This window comes from Paenarthrobacter sp. NPDC089988 (assembly GCF_044748465.1).
Classification (GTDB): Bacteria; Actinomycetota; Actinomycetes; order Actinomycetales; family Micrococcaceae; genus Arthrobacter.
In genome coordinates this window covers 319,787-338,616 of record NZ_JBIVGD010000002.1, presented here as the reverse complement: position 1 = coordinate 338,616, position 18,830 = coordinate 319,787, and the positions used below count along the sequence as shown (strand labels likewise).

General features: G+C 64.1%; 18 protein-coding genes. 6 read left to right on the top strand and 12 right to left on the bottom strand.

The genetic code is table 11. The features are described 5' to 3' along the window. Positions 1-38 precede the first annotated feature (38 nt). Positions 39-1,667: an ABC transporter substrate-binding protein gene (locus tag ACIPV6_RS04870; RefSeq protein ID WP_400269782.1), complete on the bottom strand. Its 1,629-nt coding sequence runs from the start codon at positions 1,665-1,667 to the stop codon at positions 39-41. A gap of 319 nt (positions 1,668-1,986) precedes the next feature. Between ACIPV6_RS04870 and ACIPV6_RS04865 the strand changes: the two genes are divergently transcribed. After that, positions 1,987-2,814 carry a caspase domain-containing protein gene (locus ACIPV6_RS04865; RefSeq protein ID WP_400269781.1) on the top strand — a complete coding sequence of 276 codons (828 nt, stop codon included), beginning with the start codon at positions 1,987-1,989 and terminating at the stop codon, positions 2,812-2,814. 24 nt (positions 2,815-2,838) lie between these two features. Here ACIPV6_RS04865 and ACIPV6_RS04860 read toward each other — a convergent pair whose 3' ends face one another. Together ACIPV6_RS04860 and mnmA are read right to left on the bottom strand one after the other, a co-directional pair. Next, on the bottom strand, positions 2,839-4,464 hold the full coding sequence (locus ACIPV6_RS04860) for a hypothetical protein (protein ID WP_400269780.1): 1,626 nt from the start codon (positions 4,462-4,464) through the stop codon (positions 2,839-2,841). A gap of 92 nt (positions 4,465-4,556) precedes the next feature. Then, the gene (gene mnmA, locus ACIPV6_RS04855; RefSeq protein ID WP_400269779.1) at positions 4,557-5,696 is read right to left on the bottom strand and encodes a tRNA 2-thiouridine(34) synthase MnmA; all 1,140 of its coding nucleotides are present in this window, start codon (positions 5,694-5,696) and stop codon (positions 4,557-4,559) included. Between the two features lie 162 nt (positions 5,697-5,858). Here mnmA and ACIPV6_RS04850 point away from each other — a divergent pair, with 162 nt between their 5' ends. After that, positions 5,859-7,112, top strand: coding sequence for an NAD(P)/FAD-dependent oxidoreductase (locus ACIPV6_RS04850; protein WP_400269778.1), 1,254 nt, complete (start codon positions 5,859-5,861; stop codon positions 7,110-7,112). A 9-nt stretch (positions 7,113-7,121) separates the two neighbouring features. On the opposite strand, the gene ACIPV6_RS04845 is transcribed toward ACIPV6_RS04850, so the two are convergent. From ACIPV6_RS04845 to ACIPV6_RS04830, 4 genes are all read right to left on the bottom strand, one after another. Further along, positions 7,122-8,345: a cysteine desulfurase family protein gene (locus ACIPV6_RS04845; RefSeq protein WP_400269777.1), complete on the bottom strand. Its 1,224-nt coding sequence runs from the start codon at positions 8,343-8,345 to the stop codon at positions 7,122-7,124. 26 nt (positions 8,346-8,371) lie between these two features. Next, the gene (locus ACIPV6_RS04840; RefSeq protein WP_400269776.1) at positions 8,372-9,052 is read right to left on the bottom strand and encodes a helix-turn-helix transcriptional regulator; all 681 of its coding nucleotides are present in this window, start codon (positions 9,050-9,052) and stop codon (positions 8,372-8,374) included. A gap of 63 nt (positions 9,053-9,115) precedes the next feature. Then, positions 9,116-9,793 carry a hypothetical protein gene (locus ACIPV6_RS04835; protein ID WP_400269775.1) on the bottom strand — a complete coding sequence of 226 codons (678 nt, stop codon included), beginning with the start codon at positions 9,791-9,793 and terminating at the stop codon, positions 9,116-9,118. 45 nt (positions 9,794-9,838) lie between these two features. Then, a complete protein-coding gene (locus ACIPV6_RS04830) occupies positions 9,839-10,762 on the bottom strand; it encodes a diacylglycerol/lipid kinase family protein (protein ID WP_400269774.1) in 924 nt (307 codons plus the stop codon). A 121-nt stretch (positions 10,763-10,883) separates the two neighbouring features. On the opposite strand from ACIPV6_RS04830, the gene ACIPV6_RS04825 reads away from it, so the two are divergent. The 4 genes from ACIPV6_RS04825 (at position 10,884) to ACIPV6_RS04810 (ending at position 13,991) form a co-directional block, all read left to right on the top strand. After that, positions 10,884-11,819 (top strand): J domain-containing protein, encoded by a 936-nt coding sequence (locus tag ACIPV6_RS04825; protein WP_400269773.1) that lies wholly within the window; start codon positions 10,884-10,886, stop codon positions 11,817-11,819. A 46-nt stretch (positions 11,820-11,865) separates the two neighbouring features. Next, positions 11,866-12,333 (top strand): tRNA (cytidine(34)-2'-O)-methyltransferase, encoded by a 468-nt coding sequence (locus ACIPV6_RS04820; protein ID WP_400269772.1) that lies wholly within the window; start codon positions 11,866-11,868, stop codon positions 12,331-12,333. Positions 12,334-12,520: 187 nt separating this feature from the next. Further along, the gene (sigK, locus tag ACIPV6_RS04815) at positions 12,521-13,126 is read left to right on the top strand and encodes an ECF RNA polymerase sigma factor SigK (protein ID WP_400269863.1); all 606 of its coding nucleotides are present in this window, start codon (positions 12,521-12,523) and stop codon (positions 13,124-13,126) included. Position 13,127: 1 nt separating this feature from the next. Continuing rightward, positions 13,128-13,991, top strand: coding sequence for an anti-sigma factor domain-containing protein (locus tag ACIPV6_RS04810; protein WP_400269771.1), 864 nt, complete (start codon positions 13,128-13,130; stop codon positions 13,989-13,991). A gap of 84 nt (positions 13,992-14,075) precedes the next feature. On the opposite strand, the gene ACIPV6_RS04805 is transcribed toward ACIPV6_RS04810, so the two are convergent. From ACIPV6_RS04805 to ACIPV6_RS04785, 5 genes are all read right to left on the bottom strand, one after another. Then, a complete protein-coding gene (locus ACIPV6_RS04805; protein WP_400269770.1) occupies positions 14,076-15,491 on the bottom strand; it encodes a gluconate:H+ symporter in 1,416 nt (471 codons plus the stop codon). Next, positions 15,488-16,036 (bottom strand): gluconokinase, encoded by a 549-nt coding sequence (locus ACIPV6_RS04800; RefSeq protein ID WP_400269769.1) that lies wholly within the window; start codon positions 16,034-16,036, stop codon positions 15,488-15,490. The genes ACIPV6_RS04805 and ACIPV6_RS04800 overlap by 4 nt, the downstream gene beginning before the upstream one ends. 74 nt (positions 16,037-16,110) lie before the next feature. Beyond that, positions 16,111-16,890, bottom strand: coding sequence for a PIG-L deacetylase family protein (locus ACIPV6_RS04795; protein ID WP_400269768.1), 780 nt, complete (start codon positions 16,888-16,890; stop codon positions 16,111-16,113). Between the two features lie 4 nt (positions 16,891-16,894). After that, a complete protein-coding gene (locus tag ACIPV6_RS04790; protein ID WP_400269767.1) occupies positions 16,895-17,848 on the bottom strand; it encodes an electron transfer flavoprotein subunit alpha/FixB family protein in 954 nt (317 codons plus the stop codon). Between the two features lie 16 nt (positions 17,849-17,864). Further along, positions 17,865-18,680: an electron transfer flavoprotein subunit beta/FixA family protein gene (locus ACIPV6_RS04785; RefSeq protein ID WP_400269766.1), complete on the bottom strand. Its 816-nt coding sequence runs from the start codon at positions 18,678-18,680 to the stop codon at positions 17,865-17,867. Positions 18,681-18,830 lie beyond the last annotated feature (150 nt).

Sequence of the window (18,830 nt, the reverse complement as noted above, 5' to 3'; positions counted from 1 at the left end):
TGATGAGTGTCCCGCCCTCTTTGGTCTTGGAGGAGTGGTTACTTGGAAATGGTTCCCAGACGGAACTTGAAGGAAGCGTCCAGCGTCTTGTCGACGCCGTTCACACCGCTGCCTGCGATGGCCACCTGCGCGCCCTGGAGCAGCGGCAGGGTGGAAATATCCTTGGCCAGGGCGTTCTGGACATCCTGGATGTCCTTTTCACGCTTGGCTTTGTCCGACTCGGTGAGCTGCTTGCTGATGAGCTCGTTGACCGTGGCGTTGTTGTAGTGGTTCTTCAGGAAGCCGCCCTCCGGGAAGAACGGGGTCAGGTAGTTGTCGGAGTCGCTGAAGTCGGGGAACCAACCGAACTGGAACAGCGGGTACTCATCGGCACGGCTGGCCTTGCTGTACGTGACCCACTCGGTGGACTGCAGGTTCACCGTGAACAGGCCGGACTTCTCCAGCTGCTCCTTGATCATCGCGTACTCGTCACCCGAGGATCCACCGTAGTGGTCCGGGTTGTACTGCAGGTTCAAGGCAACCTTGTCCGTGATTCCCGCGTCGGTGAGTACCTTCTTGGCTTTGTCGGTGCTCGGCTTGCCGTTGTCACCATAGGCATCCTTGAAGGACTCGTTGGCGCCAAGGAAACCGTTCGGAACGTTGGAGTACAGCGGCAGGTACGTGCCCTTGTAGACCTGGTCGGCAATGGCCTGCCGGTCCACGAGGTTGGCGATGGCCTGGCGGACCGCCGTCGCCTTGGCAGGGTCGGCCCCGGTTGCCTTGGTTCCGAAGGGCATCGTGTCGAAGTTGAAGGTGATGTAGCGGATCTCGCCACCCGGCCCGGTGAGGACCTTGACCTTCGAGTCCTTCTTGAGGTCGTCCACGTCGGTAGCGCTCAGGCTGCGGAACGCGACGTCGATGTTGCCCTGCTGGATGTCCAGCTTCAGGTTGGTGGGGCTCGCGTAGTACTTGATGGTCGCTTCGTCGTTGGCCGGCTTCCCCAGGACACCCTGGTAGTCGGGGAACGCCTTGAAGCTGACCAGTTCGTTCTTCTTGTAGCTGTCGATGGTGTATTGGCCATAGAACGCCTTGGCCTTGATGATGTCGTCGTCCGAGAGCAGCTTGTCCGCCGGGAAGACTTCGTCGTCAACGATCGGGGCAGCCGGGCTGCTGAGGATCTGGGCAAACGTCTGGTCGTTGGCCTGCTTGAGCTTGAACACGACGGTGGTGGCGTCTGGCGCCGTCACGCTCTCGATGTTCGTCAGCAGCGATGCGGGACCTGCGGGGTCATTGATGGCCACCTGGCGATCGAAGGAGAACTTTACGTCCTTGGAGTCGAGGGTGTGCCCGTTGGCCCACTTCAGGTTCGGCTTGAGCTTGACGGTGTACTCGGTGGGTGCCGTGAAGGATGACGATTCCGCCAGGTCCGGTACCGGCTCGGCCCCACCCGGTTTGGAATTCAGCAGGAAGGAATAGATCTGGTTCATCACCATGAATGAACCGTTGTCGTAGGACCCCGCGGGGTCAAGGGCAGTGACTTTGTCTGTGGTGCCGTAGGCGACGGGTCCGGCAGCGGCCGGCGCAGAGGAGCTCCCGCCGCCCGAGGGCCCGGTGCATGCCGTCAACGCCAGTGCGGAAACGCCCGCGAGCGCGATAACGCCGTGCAGGGCCTTCTTCTTCAGTGCCATCTGGTGAACCTTCTGTTCGATGGAATCGGCGCGCCGCCGTCGGATATTTGTGACGGCGCACACATTTGATTCCACGATTCAATCAGACTTCGACGACGCGGAACCCCCGATACGGGGATTCGAGACACAAAATTTACCAACTAGTAGCTTCCTTCGATCGTTAAGGCCCATTGCCCGCGCCTGCGCCCGGGAATATCTTTAGTGTCGAGTTGGCAAGCGCTGTGCCACGGCATGAACGGGTGACGTGCACAGTATCCAGGCGGTGGTTTGCGGGGCCGCCACGATGGGGAATGCAGCACCGAGTCCGAAGGACAGCCACATGAGCAAGTCAGCCCTTTGCGTAGGGATCAACAAATTCAAGTTCCTGCCTCAATCCAGCTGGCTCCAGGGCTGCGTCAACGACGCAGAAGACCTGTCTGCGCTGCTGGCTGGTGAGTACGGTTTCGCCGCGTCGGACATCACCGTGCTCAGGGACGCCAAGGCCACCAAGAAGGCGGTGATGGCAGAACTCACCAAACTTGTGGAGGCGGCCACAACGGGAAAGGCGGACCATCTGGTCTTCACCTTCTCCAGCCATGGAACCCAAATTCCGGACACCAACGGCGATGAAGCCGATCGGCTGGACGAGGCATTCGCCTGCTACGACATCAACAACACCGGGGACGCGTGGGATCCTGCCACTGTCATCGCCGATGACGAATTGGCGGACGTGTTCGCCAGCCTGCCCGACGGCATCCGCATGGATGTTGTCCTTGATACCTGCCACAGCGGCACCGGCCTGAAATCGCTGGACCTGGTTCCTGGACGCCGTCCCCGCTTCCTGCCGGCGCCCACGCCCAGGGCCGTCATTGCCACGGAGTTCAACGATTCGCGCACGTTGCGGGACATGGTCAAGTCGGCCAAGCTGTCCAAACCCGTGCTGATGGCCGCCTGCCGTTCGGACCAGACTGCCGCCGACGCCTTGATCGACGGGCGCTACAACGGCGCCTTCACCTACCACTTGGTCAAATCCTTGAGGAGCGACGCCACGCTTGGCCGCGCAGAAATCCTCAAGCTCGTCAGCAAGGGCCTCAAGGCCGGCAACTTCGACCAAGTGGCCCAGCTGGAAGGCACGACGGCGGCACGCAAGGCCGCGTGGGGCAGCTGACGGCCACCCGTCCCCGGCTGGGGTTCAGTCCCCCGTGCCATGGAACTTGTTCCTCACCCCCGACGACGCGGCTTCCTCGGCGTCCCGCCGCACATCGGATCGGAATTGGAGCGTTTGCCTGTCCCGATCCATCACGGGTTTGAGGGCGGCGTAAACGAGCCTCCCACCGGCGTCGAACCTCAGGAGGCCACCGCCGCGGATGTCCACGTAATCCCGGCGCGTCTTCAACCCCAGGCGAACGTAAGCCTCCCGCCGGCTCATCCGCACTGTCTGGATGAACGAGGCACCGATCTCGGAGATGATGAAGCCGTCCGGCGATACCCGTTCGGAGGTCCGCACCCGCGTTGAGCTCAAAGGCGTCCTGCGTTCCAGCCGCGCGGCATCGAGCAGCCGCGGGTTCTCCCAGACGAACCGCTGGACTTCCTGCGGATCCGAGCCAAGGGCCGAGAGCCGGATCGGGTATCGCAGGCCCTGGTAGTTGTCCACTCCGCTGATGTTGTTCAGGGACACCCTTCGAACGCCGATCGCGGAGAACTCGGCCTGCAGCGTGTCCCGGTAGCCGTGCGGATCCTCCGGCACCATATCCAGGTCCGCGGCTATGATTCCGCGCAGGAGGTCGCGCCAGCCAACGTCCACCGGCGGCATGTAGGACAGGCCACGGATCACCATGCGCAGGATGCGGGTGGCCACAATGGATCCTGATTCGGCTTTCTGCTGCAGGCTTTGGTTGTCGCCGAACCGGGCGTTCCGTTCGGACCAGAGCTTGTGGACGGCACGAAGGACCGCGCCCACCACCACGGCCCCGCGTGCGTGCGGCTCCTCCAGCTCCTGCCAGTCCTCGGGAACCGCCCCCACGAAAGGTTCCCGCAGGGGACCGCGGGCGAAGAGGTCCCGGGCGAAGTCGAACAGCGAGCGCTGCAGCACGGCGTCGTCCACCACCTGCCCTGCTTCGAACCCGCCGGCCGCTGCTTCCAGTTGCCGGTACACCACTTCCCAGGAGGAAAACACCTGCAGTATGGCCACCAGATCCGCCAGAGCTTCATGGAGGGCGAGTTGTTCTATGGTGGCGAGCTGGTCAGCCCAGGCCGGCCGGAATCCGTCCAGGATGGCGTGGGTGACCTCGTGGGCCACGATGTCCCGAAACAATGCCGTGGGAACCTTGTACCCCATGCGGTCCACTGATCCGAAGCGGATGATATTGGTGCCGCGCTCGTAGCCGGTATCCGTCGCAGTCACCAGGTCCCTGGCCTTGAGGACCACCCGGCCCTCGGGATTCCAGGGCATGCGGCGTCCCAAGGTGGATTCGAAGACGTCCAGCGTGCTCATGGCCACGCCGTAGACATGTTGCGCCAGGAACCTGGTGTCATCCAGCAACGCCCTGAGTTCTGCCGGCGGCGGTTCGGAAACAAGCTGCCACGGATCGCCCTGGCTGGTCAGGGTTACTGGAGACACAGTGGTGCCCCGCCACTTCCTGATGTGTACCGCGTAACGGTGACCGGTGGGGCCGCGCCGGAGCCGCTCCACCGGAATGCGGACCTGCGCGGTCAACGGTGGTGCACCGCCGGTCCCGATGGGCCCTTCGGCCAGAACGGTCACCGAGACCATCTGCCCAGCCTTGATGTCTCCCGGGCTCTTCTTTGGAAATGCCACAGTCATCGCCGTCCCGAATGCGGACCCCACAACACCGCAGCGGTTCAGCTGCTTAGGCCAGTATGGAGGTCCCGCCAGACGGAGGCAATGATCTAGAGGGCTGCCCTCTGCAGCGACCGGGCCGCGTCAATGGTCGCCTGGCCGAGCACCCTGCTGCCTTGGTACAGGACCACGGTCTGCCCGGGGGCCACGCCCCTGAGGGAGTCCTCCAAGGTGACTACCAGACCGGCCCGCTCCACGCCGTCCTCGTCCACCACACTCTCAACCCGTGCAGTGGCAGGAACGGGGTCGCCGTGTGCCCGCACCTGGGCGTAGCAATCGAAGTCGGCGCCCGTGGACACTTCCGCGATGGGCAGGCCCGCCCAGGAAACCTTGATGCCGCGGATTTCGTCGATGGCGAGCAACGCCTCCGGACCCACCACCACCTTGTTTTCCTTGGGGCGGATCTCCAGCACGAAGCGGGGCTTGCCATCAGCAGCCGGACGCCCGAGCTTGAGCCCGCGACGCTGGCCCACCGTGAAGGCGTTCGCGCCGGGGTGTTCGCCTACCTTCGCGCCTGTCTCATCGACGATGTCGCCGGTGGTCATCTCGATCTTTTCGGCCAACCAGCCCCGGGTGTCGCCGTCGGAAATGAAGCAGATATCGTGGCTGTCCGGCTTGTTGGCAACCGACAGGCCGCGACGCTCCGCTTCCGCGCGGACTTCGGCCTTGGATGGGGTGTCCGCCAGCGGGAACATGGAGTGCTTGAGCTGCTCGTGAGTCAGGACTCCGAGGACGTAGCTTTGGTCCTTGGCCCAATCGGCTGCGCGGTGAAGTTCGCGGTTGCCATCGGCGTCCTCGATCACCTTGGCGTAGTGACCCGTGCAGACGGCGTCAAAGCCCAGGGCAATGGCCTTCTCCAGCAAAGCCGCAAACTTGATGCGTTCGTTGCAGCGCATGCAGGGATTGGGCGTTCGTCCGGCCGCGTACTCGTCAATGAAATCCTGGACAACGTCTTCCTTGAAGCGCTCCGAGAAGTCCCACACGTAGTAAGGGATGCCAAGGACATCACAGGCGCGCCATGCATCGCGGGAGTCCTCGATGGTGCAGCAGCCACGGCTGCCGGTTCGGAGCGTTCCTGGCATGCGGGACAGCGCCAGATGTACTCCAACGACGTCGTGCCCGGCCTCGACGGCCCGGGCGGCTGCCACGGCGGAGTCGACTCCACCGCTCATTGCTGCAAGTACTCGCATGCTGGCTTTCTGTGTCAGGGATTGTTTGAGGGGTTCGCCCGCTGGTCAGACGGCGTGCCCATCCATTCTAGCCGAACAGACCATAGCGCCCTTAAATTCCCTTGACGGCGAGCTGTTGCCCTTCTAAAGTCAAATTCACCAGTTTTAGAACGAGGCGATGACATGGCAACCGAACGGATGGTCATAGTCGGCGGCGGGCTCGCCGGAGCAACCGCGGCAAAGACCCTGCGCGCCGAGGGTTTCGAAGGCCCCCTCACGCTCTTGGCCGCGGAGGGCAGGATCCCCTACCTCCGCCCACCCCTTTCCAAGGAATTCCTGCTCGGGAAGGCGGAGGACGACGCCGTGGACGTGGCGCCTGCGGATTGGTACGCGGACAACGGAGTTGAACTCCTCACGGACCACCCGGCAACGGAACTCGATGTCGCCGCGCACACAGTAACGCTCACGGACGGGAAACACATCGACTACGCCAGGCTCCTGTTGGCCACGGGCGCCCAGCCCCGGCATATCCCACTGCCGGGCCATGAACTTGAAGGCGTCATGACTTTCCGGACATACCAGGACAGCGTCCGCTTGCGCTCATTGCTGCAAGAAGGCGGACAACGCGTGGTCATGGTTGGATCGGGATGGATCGGCATGGAGTTGGCGGCAGCCGCGCGGAGCTATGGCAACGAAGTCTCCCTGCTTGGGCTCGAGGACGCGCCCCTCAGCGCCGCCATTGGCCCACACTTGGGCGCACGATTCCAAAAAGTCCACGAGGACCACGGTGTCGTATTCCACCTCCCGGCCAGCGCAGCCTCCATCGAGGGCCGGGATGGCCGTGTCTTATCCGTCCGCACCAACACAGGCATCTCCTTGCCCGCGGACATCGTCGTCATCGCCGTCGGCGTCGTTCCTGACACCGCACTCGCCGAGGCCGGAGGCCTTGAACTCCACAATGGCATCCTGGTTGACGCCTCCCTCCGAAGCAGCGCGCCGGATGTCTTTGCGGCCGGAGACGTGGCCAATGCGCTGCACCCTTTCACTGGTGAACACCACCGCAGCGAGCACTGGGCCAATGCCTTGAACGGTGGAAAGACAGCAGCACGGTCCATGCTGGGGCAGGACGCCGTACTTGACACCGTGCCCTATTTCTATACGGACCAGTTCACCCTGAGCATGGAGTACTCGGGTTTTCCCTCACTTGCTGCCAAGGTGGACCCCGTCATCCGGGGCTCCCTTGACGACGACAGTTACATTGCTTTCTGGCTTAGGAACGGAGGGCAAGGAGACCTGCAGGTGGTAGCCGGCATGAGCGTCAACCAGCGGCGGGTGCAGAAGCCCATCAAGGCCTTGATTTCCGGCAGGCATCGCGTCGATGTCCAAAGACTTACCGATCCTGGCATCCCCTTGGAGGAACTCCTGCCTGGCGCCTAGTTGCGCAATTCAGCGACCCGGGTTGCGGGCTTCGGTGGCGGCCGTCTGGATTCTCGATTCGTGCCCCGCCATGCCCGCCTGGCGCGCCCTCGCGCAGGCTTCGGGAAGCGCCTTCAGCAGGGCGTCAACATCCGCTTCGGTGGACGTGTGGCCCAGGGTGAAACGCTGCGCACCCCGCGCCGCGTCCTCCTCCAGGCCCATGGCCAGGAGGACGTGCGATGGCCGGGGCACTCCCGCCGTGCATGCGGACCCCGTGGAGGACTCCACGCCGGCCAGGTCCAAAAGGAACAACAGGGAATCGCCCTCGCACCCCGGGAAGGTGAAATGGGCATTCCCGGGGAGCCTGCCCTCGCCAGGCGCACCACGAAGGACGGCCTCCGGGACCACCTCGCCAACGCCTGCGATCAAACGGTCGCGGAGGCCGGACAGCCGCCCAGACTCAGCGGCAAGGTTCCGCACCGCGCCGGCGGCAGCGGCCGCGAAGGCAGCTATGGCAGGTGTATCCAGCGTTCCGGAGCGGACGTCCCGCTCCTGTCCCCCGCCGTGTTGGACCGGCGTCAACGTCACTGCGCGTCCAAGGAAGAGCGCGCCAACGCCCACAGGGCCGCCAATCTTATGGCCTGACACGGACATCGCTGCCAGCCCGGACGCACGGAAATCCACCGGCAAGGAACCGAAGGCCTGCACGGCATCGCTGTGCACCGGAACCCCGTATGGCGCGGCCAGCCCGACGATTTCCGCGACGGGCTGGACAGTGCCTACTTCGTTGTTCGCCCACATGACGGTAACCAGGGCAACCGACTCCGGATCCCGGCTCAGCTCATGTTCCACGGCTTCCACTTGGACCAGGCCTTCGGCGTCAACAGGCAGCCACACCACCTCGGCGCCTTCGTGGCGTTCGAGCCACTCCACGGTGTCCAGGACAGCATGGTGCTCGACGGCGGAACACAGGATCCGTCGCCGACGCGGGTCCGCGTCATGCCGGGCCCAGTAGAGGCCCTTGACAGCAAGGTTGTCCGCCTCAGTGCCGCCCGAGGTGAAGATGACCTCGGATGGGTGGGCGCCCGCAGCCGCAGCCAGGGTTTCGCGGGCATCTTCGACGGTTCTCCGCGCACGGCGCCCCGCGCCGTGCAGCGAGGAGGGGTTGCCGGTCCGCGCCAATTCGCGGGTCATGACCGCAAGGGCTTCGGCCGACATGCTGGTGGTTGCGGCGTGGTCAAGGTAAACGGACACCCTGCAATTCTACCGACGCCGCACCCTCAAGCCCGGGGAGGAGCCTCGACCCTGGCGATGCGGGCGCAGCAACGGCCCAGACCCTCATCCGGCACCACGCAGTCCGGGTCCTGTCCCGAGGCCACAGCAGCGCCCTTCAGAAAAGCGCCGTTCATGGTGCAAACCACGTCCTCATGGTTCCTCGACAGCCGGTGGAACGGACAGTTCAGGAGACGGTACCCACCCTCGTCCGGCATGGGTTGGTATCCGAAGTCTGTCAACGCGCCAAGGAAATCACGCTGCCGTCCGGCCTCGACACCCTTGCGGTGGGCAACCTCCAACAGGGCTTCCCTGACTGGAATCCCCGCGTTGATGGATTCCGAAACGGCAGAGGCCAGGACATCCCCGGCCAGGTCATAGCGACGGTCCGGGATCGATGCGCTGACTTCGTCCATGGCAGCGAGGTAGAGCTTCGCGGGCCTGCCCGAGCCGGGCCCGGCTCTGCCCGGGGCCTTCCGGAACTCGACCCTCAACACACCCTCCTCCACCAAGCGGTCCAGGTGGAAGGACGCCGTGCTGCGGGGAAGATCCATGGCCTCAGCCGCCTCATCCCGCCCCACCGCAACGCCGGCAGCCAGGACATAGGCGTAAAGTGCCCGGCGGTTGCCGTCATCCAGCGCCGCGATGGCGGCAATTCTCCTGCTCCACGAAGGACCCGTGACGCCCATGGCAACAGGATATCTCTAAAAACAAATCTCGTTGATTATTTCAAGGGCTGCTTCCAGCAGCCGTCAGGACGGCGGAACGACGACCACCTGGGCTTGGACGTCTGCCTTCGCTTTGGCCAGGGCGGACGCATCCGGGCAGGCAATCGAGACATACACAGAGGACGCAGTCCCACTGAACAGCCTGGCCATCACCACGGCAGGTTTTCCTCCGGCGGTCGACGCCGACTCCAAGGCCAGCAGTTCCACGGAGCGCTGTGGCTTTTCTGAGTCCTGCCCCCAGCGCAGGGTGGCCGCCTTCAGCTTTTCCGGATCGATCCCGGCATCGAGGTACTGGAACAGTGCCTTGGTGGAGGCAACATCGTCTCCGGGAACCACCAAGGGACCCTGGTTGACCGTGATCCTTGCCAGCGCAACGCAGCCATCGGCTTTCGCGTAGCGGTTCTCACCCTGCAGCCCCGTGTGGACCACCGACCAGCCCGGAACCTCCTCAAGCCTGCTGGCATACGTGACCGGTTCTCCCGGCACCAGCGTTCCGCCAGCACCAAGGGGAAGGTCCTTGGCCGCCACGGCGGCTGCATCGTGGCCAGGGGTAATGGTGGGCGTGGACAGGGTGGACCCTGCCGGCGAAGGTTTCGGAGCCGCGGGGTCCGGTACGTTGACGCTGCATCCGGCCATCAGCAGGCCGGTGGTTGCCACGGCACCCAAGGCAAGCAGCCGCCGTCGAACGTTCTGTACCACCATTGCTCCTTATTCACCGTCCCTGCCCGATCAGAGTCTACCGACGCGTTACGCCAGGACACGCAAACCTCCCGGAACCACCTCAACCTCAACAGGCAGCGCCGTAATCCGTTCTCCATCGGCATAGACGTTGATTCCGGCGGCCTCGAGGCGCACGCGCTTGACCCGGTGGATCTCTACCGCCGGATGTCCTGTGTGCCGGCCAGTAAAGACCTTGGGAAAGACCGCCAGGAAACTCAAGCGGGATAGCGGCTTGACCACGAACAGGTCCAGTTCGCCGTCATCGGGCGCCGCCTCCGGGACAATTCTCATGCCACCACCGATCGACTGTCCGTTGGCAACGGACATCAACATGGCGCGCTGGCGCCACTGCCGTCCGTCCACAGTGACCACGTACTCGATAGGCCGGAAGGAAGCCAACTCCCGGATCATGGCCAGGTTGTACCGGTTCCTGCCGCGGGGCCAGCGCCAGGAGTTGGCCCGTTCGTTCACGGCGGCATCGAAGCCTGCGGAAAGCACCCCGGCAAAGTAGGCGACTCCTGAGGCCGACGTGGTCCGTGCAAGATCAATCCGGCGACCACCCGCGTCCAAGGCGTCAAGCACGACGCGGCACGCTGCCGCGATGTCATCGACGGGCAGTCCCAGCGACCTGGCGATGTCGTTGCCGGTTCCAGCCGGGACGATGCCCAGGGGAACATCGGTTCCGGCGAGCGCATTCACGGCGAGATTGACCATGCCGTCCCCACCCACCACTACCAGGGCTTCGATGCCCGCCGTGACCGCTTGGTTCACACGCTTCCGCAGGGCTTCAGAGCTGACGTCCTGGAGCACGACGACGTCGGTACCGGCGGCGCGGAAAAAGGCGGCGGCCTGGTCCCCCGCATTGGGCAGGCGGCCGAACGAAGCGGCCGGGTTGACGGCGAGGGCAAGCTTTCCGGGCCTGCGGCTGTTGGGCGGGGCCGGAGTGTTCACAGCACGAATTATGCCAGCCGGGAACCACCGGGCCCCCTGCCGACGTTCATGGAGTGGCTGGATAAACTGGCTGGTACCGCCCTCCCGGGGCGGACAACCGAACCTAGAGAAGGGCCCGTGCTTGGCCGAGGGCAGCAGTTCGCACTATCAAGTCCTTCGTGTGCCCGTCACTGCGACAGACAAAGAAATCAAGGTGGCCTACCGCAAGGCCGCGAGGAAGGCCCACCCGGATCACGGCGGCGAGGCTGAAGCGTTCCGTCGGGTGACCCTGGCCTACGAAACCCTGATCGATCCGCGGCGCCGGGCGGAATACGACCGCCGGTATGCAACCGGGGCAACCGGCGGGTCCGTCCCCGGTCACGACGCAGCTCCCGACGATCGAGGGCCGGCCACTGCCGCGGGTGTCAGGCGCCCGCAACAGCAGCGCAACACCGCCGGCGACCCCGCCGTGTACGTGCCACCGTTCGATGACCCCCATGAAGTGCCCCTCATTTCCAAGGCGGAAGCCGCCCTGCAGGTCCATGGGATTCCCCGCAAACGCGGCATCTTTGGCGCGGAGGCCCGGATCCAGCGCGAATTGCGCACGGTGCAGCTCATCTCGCGGCAGGTCCTGACGGCCATTCCGGCAGCACGCTTGGTGAACGGCCTGCGGTCACCCTCTGACAACAGCCACATAGACCACGCCGTACTGTCCGGATACCGGCTTGCACTGGTCGGCTCCATGCTGCTGCCCAAGGGTGCCTACGCCTGGAACGGCCAGTCATTGCGCCATGGCGGCAGGACCATCGCACCGCCGCAGCTCGGCCATATAGTCCGGCAGATGCAGGACATCTTTCCCGAATTGAACGTTACGGGGTGGGTGGTCCTGCACAGCCCCGACGGCAACCTGCACGAGCCAGTGATCGACCATTATGGAAAAGCCCCGGAGTCCGGCATCGAAGTTGTCAATGGCGCGGGCCTCGCCCGGGGCCTCAAGCAGTTCCTCAGTTCCGGTCCCGCGCCGAACACGGTAGTGGTGCCTGTGCTGGCACGATTGCTGCGGGGCATGCACCAGTAGCCCGCCCCCAACCGTTTGCGCGGCAAAGGCTGGATAGGATGGACCAGTGTTCCGTATCCTCTTCCACACCCCGGAAATTCCAGGCAATACCGGGAATGCCATCCGTCTCGCAGCCATCACCGGCGCCGAACTGCACTTGGTGGAGCCACTCGGCTTCGACTTTTCCGATGCCAAGCTGCGCCGCGCGGGCTTGGACTACCACGACCTCGCTGTTGTCACGGTCCACAAGGACATCGACGCGGCGTGGGACGTTCTTCAGCCGGACCGGGTTTATGCCTTCACGTCGGACGGCGAAACGTCCTATACGGACATCGAGTACCGCGAAGGCGATGTGCTGATGTTCGGGCCTGAGTCCGTGGGACTCCCGGCCTGGCTGAAGCAGGATCCGCATGTGACCGCACGGGTGCGGCTGCCGATGCTGCCCTCGCTCCGCTCGCTCAACCTTGCCAACGCGGCCTCCATCGCTGTCTTCGAGGCATGGCGCCAAAACGGCTTCGCCGGGGCCAAGATCTAACCCATCCACGCGGGCTGCGGCGCCGAATAACGGTTGCAGGAGAATTCCGGCGAAGGATTGCGGATGAGGAGCCCAAGTGAGTGTGCTGGAGAGACAGGTGGCTGCAGTAGTCAACCGCACGGCTTCGCCCACCACGCCGGAGGGCCGTCCTGCCGCTTTCAAAGCCGACCACATATGCTGGACAGTAATGGACACCCCCAACACCCCAGGTCCCCCGGTCTTCGAAGCCGCAGGGCCCTCGACCGACCTGAACTCGCAGTTGTCAGGCCTCCTTGAGCTGATCGCTGCCGGAGACCAGCAAGCCTTCGCGGAATTTTATCGGCTGACCTCCAGGCGGGTGTTCGGCATGGCCAGGCGTGTGCTGATCGATCCCGAACTGAGCGAGGACGCCACCCAGGAAGTGTTCATGCAAGTCTGGCAAGGTGCCGCGAAGTTCGACCGCGGGGCGGGAACACCTTTGGCTTGGTTGATGACCATCGCACACCGCCGGGCCATCGACCGTGTCCGTGCCGTGCAGGCAGCCACGGACCGGGAGGCGCGATACGGCGCTTCCAGCCAGGACCCCGACCGCGACGTTGTAGCCGAAGAAGCCGGCACCAACCTCGAAGCCGAAGCTGTGGGCCGCTGTTTGGGAACCTTGACCGAAACGCAGCAGGAGTCTGTCCGGCTGGCCTACTACGGCGGCCTCACCTACCGCGAAGTTGCCGAACGGCTCGGCGCAGCCGTGCCCACCATCAAGTCGCGGATCCGGGACGGCCTCCTGCGCCTCAAGACGTGCTTGGGGGTGGGCTGAGATGAGTGAAAACACCGGTGGAGGATTTATCCGCAAAATGTTCGCGAACGACATCGCAACCGACCTTGCCGAGGGCCGGGTCCTCGAACTTGCCGAAATCTATGCCTTGGACGCCTTGACCGAGGAAGAACGTGTCCTGGTCGACGATTACGTCAAGGACGCACCCGAGGGCCCGGAGTTCCGGGAGAGGGTTCGCCAGGCGCACGAAACGCTGGCTGTCAGCTTTGCACCGGAGGAGGAGCCCCCCGTCGGCCTGTTCGACTCCATCATGGACAGGATCGCGCTGACCTCACCCGCAACGCCGTCCACTGCGGAGCCTGTTGCTCCGTCCGCCGGAGAGACGTCCCGAGAGCCCTCCGGAGGAGCGGCCGTCGCCGATCTCGCCGGTGCACGGCTCAAGCGCAAGGAACGTCGCGGGATGGCAGGAGCGCGGGCCTGGATCGTCGGCGCTGCCGCCGCAGCCGCTATCGCGGTGGCAGGAGTCGGTGTCGGCGCGTATGTTTCTGCCCAGAACGATCCCATCAACCAGGTCCTCCAGGCGCAGGACGTCCAGAAGAAGACCGCGGACGTTCCCGGAGGCGGCACCGCCACGATCTCTGCTTCCTCGGCGAAGGACTCGTTCGTGGTGCTCATGAACGGGGTGGCTCCTGCCCCCAGTGGCAAGGTCTACCAGCTGTGGACCCTGCCGAAGGATGGTTCCGCGCCGGTGCCCCAGGGCACCATGGATGCCGAAAGCCTGTCAAAACCGGCCGTTGTGAAGGGACTGTCATCGGCCTCATCGGTAGCCATCACGGTTGAGCCCACGGGTGGGTCCAAAGAGCCCACCAGCGCTCCTGTCCTGGTGGTTCCTTTGGGCGCCGCCTGAGTCCAAGCCCGTCTTAACGCCCGACGGCGGCCGTCCCACCCACGGGACGGCCGCCGTCGTACTTCGCGTTGCGAAAGGGCGTCGCTACAAAACGAGCGACAACAGCATCACGAAGCCGAAACCCACAACGGAGATCAGGGTCTCCATCACGGACCAGGTCTTGAAGGTTTGACCTACCGTCAGGCCGAAGAGTTCCTTGACCAGCCAGAAGCCGGCGTCATTCACGTGGGACAGGAACAGTGAGCCGGCACCGATCGCCAACGCCAGCAAGGCCGCGTGCGTAGGACTGAGGCTGCCTGCCAGGGGCGCTACGATTCCTGCAGCGGTCACGGTAGCCACCGTCGCTGATCCTGTGGCGAGGCGGAGCGCCACGGCGACGATGAAGCCCAGGACCAACACGGACATATTGGCGCCTTCGGCCCATTTCTTGACGGCGTCGCCCACGCCCGCGCCGATCAGGGTCTGCTTGAAACCGCCACCGGCGCCCACGATCAGGAGGATGGCCGCGATCGGTCCCAGGCTGTCTCCAAGCTTGGCGGTGATCTTGCTGCCTGTGAAACCTACTGCGTACCCGAAGGTGACGATTGCCGCCAGCACGGCCAGCGTCATGGCAACAAGGGGCTGCCCCACGAAGTCGAAGAAGATCCTGATGGCCGGAGCAGTGGCAGCATCCGGCCACATGATGCCGCCCAGCGCCTTCAGGAGCATGAGTACCACGGGGAAGATGATGGTCAGCAGCGTCACGAGGAACGATGGCTGGCGTTTCACATCGCTGAGGTCGGCACTGTGCTGGGTGTCGATGCCGCCGGCTACAGCCGGAGCGTCGACAGGTACCCATCGGGCAGCCAACCGGGAGAACAACGGACCACAAATGATCACGGTGGGGATAGCCACCAGGATGCCCAAGGCCAGGGTCGTCCCCAATTCTGCTTTCACGGCACTGATCGCGATAAGGGGCCCCGGGTGCGGCGGCACCAGTCCATGCAGCACCGACAAGCCGGCCAAGGCAGGGATGGCGATGCGCATCAGCTTCATCTTGGAACGCTGCGTCACCAGCACGATCACCGGGAGGAGCAGAACCAAGCCGATCTCGAAGAACATGGGCAAGCCGATGATGACCGCAACCAAGGTGATCATCCAGACCAGCTTGTTGCCGCTCGCCTTGGCGATGAGCGTATCCACCACGCGGTTCGCTCCCCCGGAGTCGGCCAGGAGCTTGCCGAGCATCGCGCCCAAGGCGATCAGGAGCCCCACTTCCTTGAGGACCCCGCCCACGCCGTCTTCGAAGTTGGTGATGACCTTTCCGAGCTCAACGCCGGAGGCCAGGCCAACGAAGGCCGAACCCAGCACCAGGGCCAGGAAAGGATGCAGTTTCAGTTTCGCGATCAGGACAACGATCAGCGCGATTCCAAGGGCGGCCACCACCAGGAGTTGCGTGTCGTGGCCGGTCCAGCCCTGGACCTCTGCGGGCACCAGCGCTGCCGTCTTCAGCGCAATCACAAGGCAGTCGTTTCGTTGCCCTCGACGGCGGCGGGCAGAAGCCCCAGCCGTTCGATCACTTCTTCCGCTTCCTCAGCGGGAGACGCCGAGACACACAGGGAGATGTAGTTCTCCTCCTCGGTGGGCTCTTCAAGCGCCTCAAACTGGGACTCCAGGAGCGAAGGCGGCATGAAATGGCCGTGCCGGGAGGCCAGACGGTCCGAGATCTTGTCCTTGCTGCCCTGCAGGAACACAAACACGACGCCTTGTCCGCGAAGCACGTCGCGGTACTTCTTCTTCAGGGCCGAGCACGTAATGATCGCCGGCGTTCCGCTTTCCGTGCGCTTCCGGATCCATGCGGCGATGATCTCGAGCCAGGGCCAACGGTCCTCGTCCGTGAGCGCCTGTCCGGAGTGCATTTTGGCTACGTTTGCTTCGGGGTGGAGATCGTCACCTTCGGCAAGGTCCCATCCGAGCTTCCCTGCCAGGACGCCGGCAACGGTTGATTTTCCCGAGCCGGAAACTCCCATGATCACAAGGACCGGCTGCTGTGCAGTCTTCGCCATCAAAGTCTGCCTTCCTCAAATAAATATGATTTAACCGAGGTCAAGCATATGGCAGGGGTTACATGAGGGCAATATTAGAAGCCTGCGATGGTGCTGGAACCGTTGATCGCCACTACGTGGAAGCGCTCAGCACACCGCCCTTCCGGCAGCCCGGCGAGTTGGCCGTTGGCCAGCAGGTTCCCACGGACCACGCGTTCCATCCCCTCGATGTCCGGGTGCTGGCTCGCATGGATCCTGATGGCGTCCAGCTTGGCATCAACGTGTTCCGTGATGTCCACGGCATGGTTCTCGAGGGCCTCCGGGCTGGAGATAAACCACAGCCAAGGCAGCTTGAAAGCCTCGAGTCCTGCCTCTGCGAGTTCGGGGTAGGCGAAGGGATTCTCCACGGCCGGGTACACGGCGCGGGTCACGGCCTCCCCCGCCGCAAGGTGGTCCGGGTGACTCTTCTGGATCCGGTCCCAATTCCTTTCCGGATGCATGGTCAGCACAATGTCCGGACGGATTTCCCGGATCAGCTTGACCACTTGCTTGACGACCTTGTGGGTGGGTTCAAGGTAGCCGTCACGTTCGTGGAGGTAGTGAATGTCATGCACGCCCACCAGCGCGGCAGCACGCTGCTGTTCTTCGGCCCGGAGCTCGATGATCCTTTCCCGGTCCACCGGATCGAATCCACCGGCGTCGCCGTCGGTCATGATGCAGTAGCTGACCTGGACTCCCGCAGCCGTCCAGGCTGCGATGGTGCCCGCCGCTCCAAAGTCGATGTCGTCCGGATGGGCAGTAAAACAAAGCACCCGCTCAACACGCTCCGTGGAGGTATTGAACGGGCTCTTCGCTGACGAAACGCCAGAAGTCAAAGGATCAGCCTTTCCGCTTCTTGATCTCGGCCGTAGCCTGCGGCAGGACCTTGAAGAGGTCGCCAATAATGCCAAAGTCCGCTATCTCGAACACGGGAGACTCGGCGTCCTTGTTGACGGCAACAATGACCTTGGACGTCTGCATGCCGGCCTTTTGCTGGATGGCGCCGGAAATGCCCGCCGAAATATAGAGCTGCGGCGAGACCGTCACACCAGTCTGTCCAACCTGCGCGTCGTGGCCGATCCATCCGGCATCCGTCGCCGCTCGGGAAGCACCCACCGCGGCGCCGAGTGCGTCAGCCAACTCTTCGACAGGACCGAAGTCGCCATCCACACCTCGGCCACCGGCCACCACGATGCGGGCTTCGCTCAGTTCGGGGCGTCCGCTGACAGGCTTGTCCGACCGCGACGAGATCCGCGCAGAACCGGCGGCAGCGTCGTCAGGTACCTCCACCGTGGCCGTGGCGGGCGCTGCAGCAGCGGCAGCCGGCTCGGGTTCAATCGTGTTCGCCTTCACCGAGTACACGGACACCGGCGTGGTCGCCTTGGCCGTGGTGGTGTAAGAGCCTGCCAAAACCGACTTGTGCGCCGTGCCGTCCGCTTCCACGTCCACAACGTCCGTGATGACGCCCGCGCTGAGCTTGATGCCGAGACGGCCGGCGATTTCCTTGGCCTCGGGCGAGTTCTCAAGCAGCACGGCGGTGGCACCGGAGGCTCCCACTGCCGCAGCCAGGTAGGCGGCCTTGGGACCGGCAAGGTAATCGCCAAGGTCGTCCGACGACGGCAGGAAGATCGTGGTGACGCCGTAGGCACCCAGGGAGGCGGCGACGTCGTCGGTCACGCCACCGTTGATGGCGACGGCGGTCTCCCCCAGTTTCCGGGCAAGGGTCAGGAGCTCCAGGCTGCTCTTCTTGAGCGCAGCCCCGGGGTTGTCAATGAATACAAGTGCGTTTGCCATGGTTGTGGTGTCCCCTTTAGAGCAGCTTCTGTGCGGCCAGGAAGTCGACCAGCTTGATGCCGGCGTCGCCTTCGTCGGTGATGATGGTTCCGGCGCTCCGCGGCGGACGTACCTCAGCCGATTCCACCACGGTCCAGGAACCAGCGGCGCCCACCTGCGAGGCCTCAACGCCGATGTCCGCGAGGGACAGGGAAGCGATCTTCTTCTTCTTGGCGGCCAGGATGCCCTTGAAGTTGGGGTACCGCGGCTCGTTGATCTGGTCGGTCACGGACACCACTGCGGGCAGCTGCGCCTCGATGGTCTCCGAGTGGATCCCGGTATCGCGGCGGGCCACCACGGTGCGGCCGTTCACCTCCAGGCTGGAGGCGAATGTCACCTGGGGCAGGGACAAGCGTTCAGCGAGCTGCGCCGGAACCAGCGACGTCTCGCCGTCCGTGGAAGCCATCCCGGTGAGAACCAGGTCAACGGGCCGGCCATCCGCGGAGAGATGGCGGATGGCGGCGGCAAGTGCCAGCGAAGTGGCTGCCGCGTCGGAGCCCGCCAAGGCCTCGTCGCTCAGGTGGACGCCGGAGAAAGCACCGATTTGAAGCGACTTCTTCACGGCATTCACTGCACCGGACGGGCCCATGCTCAAGGCAATGACCTCGTTGCCCGCCTTCGCGCCGCCGCGCTCTTCGGCCAGCTGCAGCGCTGCCTCCAGGGCGTACTCGTCAAGTTCGGACAAGATGCTCTCGTCACGATCGGTGGTGTTGCCTGGTCCGGTGATGTGCCGGTCGAACTGCGCGTCCGGGACGTGCTTGACCAGGACCACAATCTTCAATGTGTCTTCCACTGTCTTCGAAGCAGCCTTCCATGCTTGTGGACGGCCAACCTTCAAAGCGTGGCCGTGAAATTGCCCAACACGTGGGCTTCCCCTAGCTAAGCATATTGCCCGCAAAATTCCATGGCGGCGTTAACGCCTGTTTCGTCGCCTTGGGGAAGC

Coding starts and splice junctions, on each gene's coding strand:
- ACIPV6_RS04870 (WP_400269782.1), bottom strand. CDS start 1,667: ATGGCACTGAAGAAGAAGGCCCTGCACGGCGTTATCGCGCTCGCGGGC.
- ACIPV6_RS04865 (WP_400269781.1), top strand. CDS start 1,987: ATGAGCAAGTCAGCCCTTTGCGTAGGGATCAACAAATTCAAGTTCCTG.
- mnmA (WP_400269779.1), bottom strand. CDS start 5,696: ATGCGAGTACTTGCAGCAATGAGCGGTGGAGTCGACTCCGCCGTGGCA.
- ACIPV6_RS04850 (WP_400269778.1), top strand. CDS start 5,859: ATGGCAACCGAACGGATGGTCATAGTCGGCGGCGGGCTCGCCGGAGCA.
- ACIPV6_RS04840 (WP_400269776.1), bottom strand. CDS start 9,052: ATGGGCGTCACGGGTCCTTCGTGGAGCAGGAGAATTGCCGCCATCGCG.
- ACIPV6_RS04835 (WP_400269775.1), bottom strand. CDS start 9,793: ATGGTGGTACAGAACGTTCGACGGCGGCTGCTTGCCTTGGGTGCCGTG.
- sigK (WP_400269863.1), top strand. CDS start 12,521: ATGGACACCCCCAACACCCCAGGTCCCCCGGTCTTCGAAGCCGCAGGG.
- ACIPV6_RS04810 (WP_400269771.1), top strand. CDS start 13,128: ATGAGTGAAAACACCGGTGGAGGATTTATCCGCAAAATGTTCGCGAAC.
- ACIPV6_RS04800 (WP_400269769.1), bottom strand. CDS start 16,036: ATGGCGAAGACTGCACAGCAGCCGGTCCTTGTGATCATGGGAGTTTCC.
- ACIPV6_RS04790 (WP_400269767.1), bottom strand. CDS start 17,848: ATGGCAAACGCACTTGTATTCATTGACAACCCCGGGGCTGCGCTCAAG.